We start from the raw sequence: 11,284 nt of genomic DNA on the forward strand, positions 1-11,284 counted from the left end.
GGCAAAATCTATGGACGTTATGACAGGTCGTTTTTCTGAATAAGGAAGATCTGTGAAGCGGACATTTATTATGAAAAGGGGTTCAACAGAAAATGTCCAAAATCAAAGTGATGACAATTTTTGGTGTGCGTCCGGAAGCGATTAAGATGGCTCCTCTTATTTTGGAGCTGCAGCGTCACCCGGAGCATATCGAGTCCGTGGTATGCGTTACGGCTCAACATCGCCAGATGCTTGATCAGGTTCTGGAAGTTTTCAATATTCACCCTGACTATGATCTGGACGTAATGAAGGATCGCCAGACACTAAATGAAATATCCATGCGGGTACTTCAAGGTCTGGAACCTGTATTGCGTGAGGCCAAGCCCGATATCGTGTTGGTTCATGGCGATACGCTGACCACTTTCCTCGCCAGCTATGCAGCCTTTATGCAGCAGATTGAAGTAGGGCATGTGGAAGCGGGTTTGCGGACGTGGAACAAGCTTTCTCCATATCCTGAAGAAATGAACCGTCAGCTTACAGGCGTACTGTCTGATCTGCATTTCTCGCCTACTTCTTTATCGGCTGGAAATTTGCGGAAGGAAAATAAGCCTGAATCGCGAATATATGTTACAGGCAATACAGTGACTGACGTATTTCAGTATACGGTTCGCCAGGATTACGAGCACCCTGTACTGGACTGGGCTCAGGGCAAACGCCTGATTCTTATGACAGCACATCGCCGGGAATCCCAAGGGGAACCGCATCGTCAAATTTTTAATGCAGTTAAGCGAATTGCAGATGAGTTTGAGGATATCGCTATTGTTTATCCGGTTCATCCGAGTCCGGCTGTGAAGGAACCTGCATTTGAGATTTTAGGCAACCATCCGCGTATTAAGCTGATTGATCCGCTGGATGTCGTGGATCTTCACAATTTTTATCCACATACACATCTGATCCTTACGGATTCCGGTGGGCTTCAGGAAGAAGCGCCTTCGTTCGGAGTACCTGTTCTGGTGCTGCGTGATACGACTGAAAGACCGGAAGGAATTGAAGCGGGCACCTTGGAACTGGTGGGTACGAGCGAAGAGAACGTGTACAATCGGACCAAGGCACTTTTGACAGACTCAGCATTGTACGATTCTATGAGTCAGGCAGCGAACCCTTACGGCGATGGACAAGCATCAGTAAGAATTGTCAATGCGATTTTGCACCATTATGGTGTGCAATCCGAACGTCCAGAAGAATTTCACACAATGTTCACAAAAGGTGTTCGTCCGATATAATTATTCTTTACAAGGCAAGCATACAGTTAAACTGTACGGTTACCAAGGGATACAGCATTTTAAGATGCTTTGTCGACTGATTTTATACTTTAGGGCACTAAAATATCTCAATTGACAAAGTATCTTATATTTAAGTAAAATGGACTGGAATTGCAGGGGTGACATGGAAAAGTGGTCAAACCTTCCAAGCAAAACAACAACCGAAATAACACCGGAAATGCCTTTAAGGCTATAGGACTGGTGAGCGCTATCGGCATTGATTTGGCTGTATGCACACTGGGTGGTTTCTATGCAGGAAAATGGCTTGATGCCAAGCTTGGTGGCTCCGGAATTTGGATTGGCGTAAGCGTTCTCGCAGGCTTGGTTGTAGGCGCATTAAGTATTGCCCTTGTGATCGGAAAGGTATTGAGGGATAACCATGAATGAGATGACCCGTATGCAAAAAATGTTATGGATCGTAGCGCTTGGTATTATGGCTCTGTGTTTCCTGGTCTCCGCCTTCATGCCCCAACATCGTGACATTGCTCACGGAATCATTCTGGGAACGGGAGTAAGCTGTCTAAATGTGCTGTATATGGCCTACAAAATTCGACAGGTTGCGAGTGCGGCCGCCGGTGAAAGAAAGAAGAGAGTGTTTGGTATTGGCTTTGGCGTTCGATTAGGGACCTCAATTTTGGCAGTGGTGCTGGCAATAGAATTTCCGGCCTATTTCCATGAGATCGCTGTAATGGCAAGCCTGGTGACTGGGCAATTTCTTCTGTTAATTATAGGCATCATATTCGCGCTTCAGGAAAAATGATGGCTCAACTGAGAAAGGGGTGAGAAAACATGTTGCATGAATCACCGATTATCCAATTGGGCGGGTTTAACATTGACTTGTCCGTCATTATTATGCTGGTTGTGACCTGCGCGATTGTATTTGGACTGGCATTTGCTGCAACGCGCAATTTGTCTGTGGACAATCCAAGCAAGCTGCAAAATTTTATGGAATGGGTCGTAGAATTCGTTCAAGGACTGATTACCAGCACGATGGATTTGAAAAAAGGGAAGCCATTCCTCTCTTTGGGGATGACGCTGATCATGTTCATCTTCGTGGGTAATATGCTGGGCTTACCATTCGGGATTGTGACCGAATTTGATAATGCGCAAAGTGCCCAAGTATTTGGACATGAAATCATTCCAGTCAAAGAAGCGTTAGAACAAGCACAGGCGTCTCACCCGGGCGAAGCTGCCCATGTAGGCATCAGCTGGTGGAAATCACCTACTGCAGATGCAGGGGTATCTATTGGACTCGCTTTGATGATCTTTGTCCTGGTTCATTTCCTGGGGATCTTCCGTAATACTAAAGCTTACTTCAAGCATTACGTTCAGCCATTTCCATTCTTTTTGCCAATTAACTTGATTGAGCAGTTCTCAAAACTGTTGACACATGGTATGCGTCTATTCGGTAATATTTTTGCCGGCGAAGTTTTGATCAGTGTTCTGCTGAAATTGACAGCACTTGGTGTAGGAGGCTGGATTGCTTCCGTATTGGGACTCGTTGTTTGGCAAGGATTCAGTATTTTTGTCGGCAGTATTCAAGCGTTCGTCTTCACGATTCTGACGTTTGTATACATTTCGCAGTCCATTGACACGCATGAAGAAGAGCATTAGACAAGCTTGTTTTCCGGTTTTTAGTTAAGTTCAGGAGTACGCTTCGCTCTTAACTGCAAATACATGTACAATACAAATACACATCACTAAGGAGGATTTTTAAAATGGGAGTTTGGGCATATATCGCAGCTGCAATCGCAGTAGGTTTGGGCGCTTTGGGCGCAGGTATTGGTAACGGTCTGATCGTAAGTAAAACAGTTGAAGGTATCGCTCGTCAGCCTGAAGCAAAAGCAACGTTGCAAACGGTAATGTTTATCGGTGTAGGTCTGGTCGAAGCCCTGCCAATCATCGGGGTCGTTCTGGCATTCATTTTCTACGCAGGTGCTTAATTGAATGGAAGCAAGGTTTGGCGGGGAAGGCACAGCCATCCGCGCCTTCTTTGTTCGTTTGAACATGAAAGATCCAGAACCGACGTTCACCGGAAAGGAGTGACTTCAATTGAGTTTAAATTGGACAAGTATCGTTTTCACAATCATTGCATTTTTGATCTTGTACTGGTTACTGACGCGTTATGCATTCGGCCCTCTCTTTTCCGTTATGGAGAAGCGCCGTCAGCTTGTATTACAGCAAATGAATGAAGCGGCACAGACGCGTGAACAGGCTGCTTCTTATGTTGAGGAGCAAAAGCAGGCTCTTCAGCAGGCACGTAAGGAAGCGTACGACATTATTGAGCAGTCAAAACAAACAGGTAACAAACAAGCGGAGCAAATTATTGTTCAGGCTAAAGACGAAGCTGTCCGCCTGAAAGACGAAGCTGTTCGTGAAATCACAAGCGAGCGTAATAAGGCGGTTGCCGAACTGCGCAGCGAAGTGGGTAAAGCTTCGGTACAAATTGCTTCCAAACTGATTCAAAAGGAAATCAAGGAAGACCAAGTCCAGGGAGAGCTTGTCGACCAATACCTTAAAGAGGTAGGAGGCAAAGCATGAGCCGGGATACGGTAGTAGCCAAACGGTATGCGAAAGCTTTGTTTGAAGTGGCAGAGCAGGAACAGACCATTATGGAAACCGAGCAGGAGCTGCGTGCTTTTGTAGAGGCTGTATCGGGGGATGCTGAAATCCGTAAATTCATTAATTCTCCTAACATTACGGAAGCGGTCAAGCTTCAAGTTCTGGCTAACAGTTTTGAAGGCAAGTTATCTGCCTCGCTAATTAACACGATCAAGCTGTTGATTCAGCGTAGTAGAGCAGATTTGTTCGAATCTCTCCTTGCCGGATACCTTGATATTCAGGAATACAAGCTGGGGATTGCTCATGCAAAGGTGTATTCGACTTATGCTTTAAGTGATCAGGAAAAAACAGCGGTAGCCGAGCAATTCGGAGCCCGTGAACATAAAACAATCCGTGTGGAAAATATAGTGGACCCGAGTCTGCTGGGCGGATTGAAAGTGGTTATCGGCGATACACTGTACGACGGCAGTCTGGCCGGCAAGCTGGATCGTCTCGAGAAATCCTTTAACAGACGAGTATAGAAGATAGGGGTGAACACACTTGAGTATCAAACCTGAGGAAATCAGTTCATTGATTAAAAGTCAGATTGAACAATATAAAAATGATATCGAGGTCGTTGAAGTCGGCACTGTTGTTGAAGTCGGCGACGGTATTGCCCGCGTCTACGGACTGGAAAAAGTTATGGCCGGTGAATTGGTTGAATTCGACACTGGCGTATTGGGCTTGGCGCTCAACGTGGAAGAAAGCAATGTCGGTGTTGTTATTTTGGGTCAATTCTCCGACATTCGTGAAGGCGGTCAAGTAAAACGTACAGGTCAAATCATGCAGGTCCCTGTAGGGGAAGCATTGATCGGACGTGTAGTTAATCCACTGGGACAACCAGTAGACGGTAAAGGACCGATTGCTACAACAGAATTCCGTCCGGTTGAAAGTCAGGCTCCAGGCGTTATGGCCCGTAAATCGGTACATGAGCCTATGCAGACGGGGATTAAAGCTATTGATGCGATGGTTCCGATTGGTCGTGGTCAACGTGAGTTGATCATCGGTGACCGTCAAACAGGTAAAACATCTATCGCAATCGATGCAATTTTGAACCAAAAAGGTAACGGCATGAAATGTATTTATGTCGCTATTGGTCAAAAACAATCCACGGTAGCTCAAGTTGTTGAAACATTGCGTCGTCACGGTGCGCTGGAATACACGATTGTCGTTACGGCATCTGCTTCCGAACCATCACCATTGCTGTACATTGCTCCTTACTCTGGCTGCGCCATGGGTGAGTATTTCATGTACAAAGGCGAGCATGTCCTTGTTGTTTATGATGACTTGACTAAACAAGCGTCAGCTTACCGGGAACTGTCCCTCTTGCTACGTCGTCCACCGGGTCGTGAAGCATATCCGGGTGACGTTTTCTATCTTCACTCTCGCTTGCTGGAACGTGCAGCGAAGCTGAATGATGAGTTGGGCGGCGGATCACTTACCGCATTGCCGTTCATCGAGACACAGGCTTCCGACGTTTCTGCATATATTCCAACTAACGTTATTTCCATCACGGATGGACAGATCTTCCTGGAAGCTGACTTGTTCTATGCAGGGCAACGTCCGGCGATCAACGTAGGTATTTCCGTATCTCGTGTAGGTGGTTCAGCTCAGATTAAAGCGATGAAAAAGGTAGCAGGTTCCCTGCGTCTGGATCTTGCTCAATATCGTGAGCTTCAAGCGTTCTCCCAATTCGGGTCCGACTTGGATAAATCCACAAAAGCCCGTCTGGATCGCGGCGCACGCATGATGGAAATTCTGAAACAGGGTGTTAACCAACCGCTTGCTGTAGAGCAACAAGTAGTGAGCTTGTATACTGCTGTAAAAGGCTTCCTTGATGATATCCCTGTAGCGGATGTAAAACGTTTTGAAAAAGACTTCCTGTCTTTCATGGTGTCTGACCATCAGGACGTGCTTCAATCTATCCGCGACACGAAAGACTTGGTTGCTGATAACGAAGCGGCTTTGAAGGCGGCTATCGAGAAATTCAAAAAATCATTTGCCACGTCGGTTTAATATATTGGAATTTACCTGTTTATGATGAAAGATGTCCTAAGGAAGCGTGCCCTCCGGGTTTTGGCTTCCTTGGCATGTTTTATCCTCAATAACAGGCCTTTTAACATATGTCCGGCTGGATTTGAATCTTACGACGTGCTTGGATTTGGTCCAAGCTAAGGGATTGCTTACGAAGTTAGCTTTGGCTTTGCTAGAGCTTAAAGGTGGTGAAATCATGGCAAAAGGTATGCGCGAGATTAAACGTCAGATTAAAAGTGTGCAGAGTACGAAGCAGATCACGAAAGCGATGGAAATGGTCGCTGCATCCAAGCTGAGAAAAGCTCAGGAGAAAGCGGAGTCGGCTCGTCCTTACTCGGAAAAGCTTAAGGAAGTTGTGAGTAGCATTGCTTCTGGAGCGAATAACATCAAGCATCCAATGCTGGAAACGCGTCCGGTTAAAAAGACTGCTTATCTCATCATTACATCTGATCGTGGTCTGGCTGGTGGTTATAACGCCAATATTTTGCGACAGGTTACGCAGACGATTGCTGAACGTCACCGTTCACAGGATGAATTTGTGATTTTCATCATTGGGCGAAAAGGACGGGATTATTTCAGACGTCGTGAATTCCCTATCGCTGAATCGGTAACAGATCTGTCGGATACACCTGCTTTTGCAGATATCAAAACGATTGCAAGCAAGGCTGTACAAGGCTTTGAACTTAAAGAATTTGATGAGCTTTATCTATGCTATAACCGCTTTGTCAACGCATTGACTCAAATTCCAACAGTTGACCGTCTGTTACCAATGGCGACACCGGATTCAGCTACAGCTTCATCCTCAATTAACTATGAGTATGAGCCTTCACCAGAAGGAGTGCTGGAAGTATTGCTGCCGCGTTACGCGGAAACGCTCATTTACGGCGCTTTGCTGGATGGTAAAGCTAGTGAACTGGGAGCGAAGATGACGGCAATGGGATCTGCTACGAAGAATGCTTCCAAGTTAATTGGTGAGCTTTCCTTGACCTATAACCGTGCTCGTCAAGCGGCTATTACCCAGGAAATTACGGAAATCGTTGCAGGGGCAAGCGCTCAGTCTTAATTAGGCTTGTTGCGACTGTTTTATAGCAGGGTCTACACTATTATGATAAATTGCGGGCGCAAAACAAATCAGAGTGGTTCGGATTTGCAGCTGTGCAAGCTTGTAGGAGGGAAACCAAAAGATGAACAAAGGACGCGTAGTGAGCATCATGGGTCCGGTTGTCGACGTTGAGTTCGAACGTGGACAGCTTCCGGAAATTCTGAATGCCATTCATATTGGGACTGTGCTGGAGAGCGGAGTCAAAATTGATCTGACGCTCGAAGCTTCAAAACATCTAGGTGACAACCGTGTGCGTTGTATTGCCATGTCTTCCACAGATGGTCTGGTTCGTGGAGCTGAAGCCATAGATCTGGGAGCACCTATTTCAGTACCTGTCGGCGAAGCTACTCTTGGACGCGTATTTAACGTACTTGGAACGCCAATTGATAATGGTGCTGATATGAGTGAAACGGCTAGAAATCCGATTCACCGTCAAGCTCCTTCTTTCGATGAGCTGACAACTCAAGCAGAGATGCTCGAAACCGGTATTAAAGTTATCGACTTGCTGGCTCCTTATGCCAAGGGTGGTAAAGTCGGATTGTTTGGTGGTGCTGGTGTAGGTAAAACCGTAACCATTCAAGAATTGATTAACAATATCGCTCAGGAGCATGGTGGTATTTCTGTATTTGCGGGTGTAGGTGAACGCACACGTGAAGGAAATGACTTGTACCATGAAATGAGAGATTCCGGCGTTATCAACAAAACAGCGATGGTGTTCGGACAAATGAACGAACCTCCGGGTGCACGTTTGCGTGTAGCTCTCACAGGTCTGACGATGGCGGAATATTTCCGTGACCAAGAAGGCCGTGACGTGCTGCTCTTTATTGATAACATTTTCCGCTTTACCCAAGCAGGTTCTGAGGTTTCTGCCCTGTTGGGACGTATGCCTTCAGCAGTAGGTTACCAGCCTACGCTGGCTACTGAGATGGGTCAATTGCAAGAACGGATTACCTCTACTAAAAAAGGTTCTGTTACTTCCATTCAGGCGATTTATGTGCCTGCGGATGACTACACTGACCCGGCTCCTGCAACGACGTTTGCCCATTTGGATGCTACAACGAATCTGGAACGTAAAATTTCCGAAATGGGTATTTACCCAGCGGTTGATCCACTCGCATCAAGCTCCCGTATTTTGGCTCCAGACGTTGTGGGCGAAGAGCATTACAATGTAGCGCAAGGGGTAAAACAAATTTTGGCCCGTTACAATGAGCTTCAGGATATCATTGCGATCTTGGGTATGGACGAGCTGAGTGAAGAAGATAAAATGCTGGTTGCACGTGCACGTAAAATCCAGCGTTTCCTTTCTCAACCTTTCCACGTTGCCGAAGCATTTAACGGCTTCCCAGGTAAATATGTGCCGGTTAAAGAAACTGTACGAAGCTTCAAAGAGATTTTGGAAGGCAAGTATGACCATCTTCCAGAAGCGGCCTTCCTTTTTGTAGGAGCCATCGAAGAAGCAGTTGAAAAAGCTAAAACGTTGTAAACATACAGGCAGAGAATAGCCGAGCCTTACGAAGTGAGCTGTCTGCGGACAGCTTCCAGGAGGGATTCAAGTGAGCACGTATTTACTAGAGATAGTGACGCCGGAGCGCCTGGTCTATACAGAACAGGTAAACAGCATCAGTGTTCGCGGCTCGGAAGGCGATCTTGGGATTTTACCCGGACACCTTCCCTTGGTCACTCCCTTGAAGATTGCACCGATACGCATTAAAATCGGTGGTCAAACCGAGGTGATCGCGGTCAATGGGGGCTTTATTGAAGTCCGCAAGGATAAAGTGGTCATTTTGGCTGAGAGTGCGGAACGTTCCGAAGAAATTGATGTGGAGCGTGCCCGTGCGGCAAGGGAGCGGGCAGAACTGCGGCTCCAGAGCAAGCAGGAACAGATAGATCATCATCGGGCGGAAGTAGCTCTGCAACGGGCGCTTAACCGTTTAAATGCTACAAGCATCAGAACCAATAAGAATTAATATTGGATTTCAAGTGGAATTTTAAAAGGGTTCGGCATAGTATACGGATGGAACGACAAGGAGACCACTTCATAACTTCTGCCAAAGAATGTTCGGTAGAAGGTGAGGGAGAAACTTGCTTCCTTCGATCACTGTGATCGGGCCCTTTTTTAGCTGTTATTACCAAATGTACAGTCCTATTTCTTGTCCGGCTGCTAGGTATTTAGTACCTTTTAAATTCACGAAACAGAAGTGATTAATCACATTTTGTCGAAATAAATGTCCTAAAAACAGAAATAGCACTGGCATATTAGGCGTTCGCCGAGTATTATAAAGAAGTCTGTGACGCAGATGGGAGGAAATATGGATGAACGGGAAACAGCAATTGGCTGAACAGCTAAGTCAATCGGCGAGTATGACCGCGCTGATCTCCATGATCGTGTCGCTCATCTGTATAGCGTTAGCTTGGTGGGCTTTACAGAGCTTTAAGCTTGATTTGTTAATCCGGCAACCCAAAGGACCGCAGGGCAGATTGCTGCACTTGTTTCTTGCTATTATTTTGGGACAGTTGGTTTCAGGGTTCCTGTTGAGTTACATCTCTTGGAGCCAGATGCTCTAGAATTTGTTTTAACATGAAGTAGGCGGGTTATATGACCTTTATGACTGTGTCTCTGCGGGAATTGTCGAATAACATCGCGTCATATTGTTAACAATGGTAAACAAAAGAACCATACATGTATAGCTGGCTAAATCAGTTAGAGTACAATGGTCGTAAAGTACAAAAAACGCTTGTATACTTGTTTTAATCAGTGGTATGATGGCAGTTAGGGTATTAGTAAAATCTTGTTTTTTTATGTAATGAAAAAGCAAGGCATGAAAATAGCGGAATATGTTCTTTTTTTCCAGAATGGAAAAGGGAAATGACGCGCGGAGGGAACCATAGATGAGCAAATTTATCGTCCGCGGTGGCAACAGATTGACCGGGAGTGTCAAAGTCAGCGGAGCCAAAAACTCAGTTCTGCCGATCATCGCCGCTTCTCTGCTAGGAGAAGAAGGAGAAAGTGTTATTATTGATGCACCTCCTCTAGACGATGTGATGACCATTAACAAAGTGCTGGAGTCCTTAGGAGCAGGCGTTACATACCAAGATGAGGTCATTCGTGTTGACGCGCGGAAGATAATTTCCTGTGAAGCCCCTTACGAGTGGGTTAGGAAAATGCGCGCATCATTCTTGGTTATGGGGCCGCTGCTTACACGTTTGGGACGTACAAGAATCTCGCTTCCAGGCGGATGCGCAATCGGAACGCGACCAATTGATCAGCATTTGAAGGGTTTTGAGGCATTGGGCGCGGAGATTAGCCTGGGCCAAGGTTTTATTGAAGCTAAAAGTAACGGGCGTCTGCGTGGAGCTAAAGTTTATTTGGATGTAGCCAGCGTAGGAGCAACCGAGAATATTATGATGGCCGCTACTCTTGCTGAGGGCGTAACTACCATCGAGAATGCTGCTAAGGAACCTGAGATTGTTGATCTCGCAAATTTCCTGAATGGAATGGGTGCCAAAGTACGCGGTGCGGGCACGGGCGTTATTCGTATTGAAGGCGTTGAGAAGCTGCATGGTGTTAAACATACGGTCATTCCCGACCGGGTAGAAGCAGGTACTTATATGGTTGCTGCTGCGATCACAGGCGGGAACGTATATGTAGAAGGCGCAATATCCGATCATTTGGGACCGGTTATTTCCAAGATGGAAGAAATGGGTGTAACCATTCAACCTGATGAGAATGGAATTCGTGTCATTGCAGATAAGCCGTTAAAGGCCGTTGATGTTAAAACGTTGCCGTATCCTGGTTTTCCTACCGATATGCAGTCTCAGATGATGGCACTTCAACTTGCCGCTGAAGGAACGAGCATTATTACGGAAACCGTGTTTGAAAATCGTTTCATGCATGTGGATGAATTTCATCTCATGAATGCGGAGATTAAGGTCGAAGGTCGTTCCGCTATTGTAACGGGTAATGCTAAGCTGACAGGTGCGAAAGTAACCTCTACAGATTTGCGTGCAGGTGCTGCGTTAATTCTGACCGGACTCATTGCGGAAGGTACAACGGAGGTATCCGGCGTACATCACATCGATCGTGGTTACGTTCATTTGGCTGAGAAGCTGACTGGATTGGGAGCGGACATTTACAGAGTAACCGTGGAAGAGTCTAAACTGGATCATTCGCCCAGTACAGAGCGCGTAATGCCAGAAGAGACGTCAGGGAATCTGTTTAAGAAGATCCAGCCTTCCCTCGCATAAG

13 protein-coding genes are annotated in these 11,284 nt (G+C 46.2%); all 13 read left to right on the forward strand.

Going from position 1 to position 11,284, the window contains the following annotated elements:
* The first annotated feature begins 92 nt into the window (after positions 1 to 92).
* The 13 genes from wecB (at position 93) to murA (ending at position 11,283) form a co-directional block, all read left to right on the forward strand.
* On the forward strand, positions 93 to 1,262 hold the full coding sequence (wecB, locus tag AC5ELV_RS11545) for a non-hydrolyzing UDP-N-acetylglucosamine 2-epimerase (RefSeq protein ID WP_493430304.1): 1,170 nt from the start codon (positions 93 to 95) through the stop codon (positions 1,260 to 1,262).
* Between the two features lie 171 nt (positions 1,263 to 1,433).
* On the forward strand, positions 1,434 to 1,688 hold the full coding sequence (locus AC5ELV_RS11550; protein ID WP_025683780.1) for an AtpZ/AtpI family protein: 255 nt from the start codon (positions 1,434 to 1,436) through the stop codon (positions 1,686 to 1,688).
* A complete protein-coding gene (locus tag AC5ELV_RS11555) occupies positions 1,681 to 2,061 on the forward strand; it encodes an ATP synthase subunit I (protein WP_013312329.1) in 381 nt (126 codons plus the stop codon). The genes AC5ELV_RS11550 and AC5ELV_RS11555 overlap by 8 nt, the downstream gene beginning before the upstream one ends.
* A 29-nt stretch (positions 2,062 to 2,090) precedes the next feature.
* A complete protein-coding gene (gene atpB / locus AC5ELV_RS11560) occupies positions 2,091 to 2,915 on the forward strand; it encodes a F0F1 ATP synthase subunit A (protein ID WP_493430305.1) in 825 nt (274 codons plus the stop codon).
* Positions 2,916 to 3,019: 104 nt separating this feature from the next.
* Complete coding sequence (gene atpE / locus AC5ELV_RS11565) at positions 3,020 to 3,244, forward strand: F0F1 ATP synthase subunit C (protein ID WP_007432750.1); 225 nt, start codon at positions 3,020 to 3,022, stop codon at positions 3,242 to 3,244.
* Between the two features lie 109 nt (positions 3,245 to 3,353).
* On the forward strand, positions 3,354 to 3,842 hold the full coding sequence (atpF, locus tag AC5ELV_RS11570) for a F0F1 ATP synthase subunit B (RefSeq protein WP_493430306.1): 489 nt from the start codon (positions 3,354 to 3,356) through the stop codon (positions 3,840 to 3,842).
* On the forward strand, positions 3,839 to 4,384 hold the full coding sequence (locus AC5ELV_RS11575) for a F0F1 ATP synthase subunit delta (RefSeq protein ID WP_493430307.1): 546 nt from the start codon (positions 3,839 to 3,841) through the stop codon (positions 4,382 to 4,384). The genes atpF and AC5ELV_RS11575 overlap by 4 nt, the downstream gene beginning before the upstream one ends.
* Before the next feature lie 19 nt (positions 4,385 to 4,403).
* Positions 4,404 to 5,918, forward strand: a complete 1,515-nt coding sequence (gene atpA / locus AC5ELV_RS11580) for a F0F1 ATP synthase subunit alpha (protein WP_013312325.1) — start codon at positions 4,404 to 4,406, stop codon at positions 5,916 to 5,918.
* Positions 5,919 to 6,132: 214 nt separating this feature from the next.
* Complete coding sequence (gene atpG / locus AC5ELV_RS11585; protein WP_039271553.1) at positions 6,133 to 6,999, forward strand: ATP synthase F1 subunit gamma; 867 nt, start codon at positions 6,133 to 6,135, stop codon at positions 6,997 to 6,999.
* Positions 7,000 to 7,120: 121 nt separating this feature from the next.
* Positions 7,121 to 8,521 (forward strand): F0F1 ATP synthase subunit beta, encoded by a 1,401-nt coding sequence (atpD, locus tag AC5ELV_RS11590; RefSeq protein WP_013312323.1) that lies wholly within the window; start codon positions 7,121 to 7,123, stop codon positions 8,519 to 8,521.
* A gap of 70 nt (positions 8,522 to 8,591) precedes the next feature.
* Positions 8,592 to 9,005, forward strand: a complete 414-nt coding sequence (locus AC5ELV_RS11595; RefSeq protein ID WP_444956437.1) for a F0F1 ATP synthase subunit epsilon — start codon at positions 8,592 to 8,594, stop codon at positions 9,003 to 9,005.
* A 346-nt stretch (positions 9,006 to 9,351) separates the two neighbouring features.
* Positions 9,352 to 9,603, forward strand: coding sequence for a DUF1146 family protein (locus AC5ELV_RS11600; protein ID WP_013312321.1), 252 nt, complete (start codon positions 9,352 to 9,354; stop codon positions 9,601 to 9,603).
* A gap of 324 nt (positions 9,604 to 9,927) precedes the next feature.
* Positions 9,928 to 11,283 (forward strand): UDP-N-acetylglucosamine 1-carboxyvinyltransferase, encoded by a 1,356-nt coding sequence (gene murA, locus AC5ELV_RS11605; RefSeq protein ID WP_013312320.1) that lies wholly within the window; start codon positions 9,928 to 9,930, stop codon positions 11,281 to 11,283.
* The last annotated feature ends 1 nt before the right edge of the window (position 11,284 follow it).

The organism is Paenibacillus sp. NMA1017 (assembly GCF_058895805.1).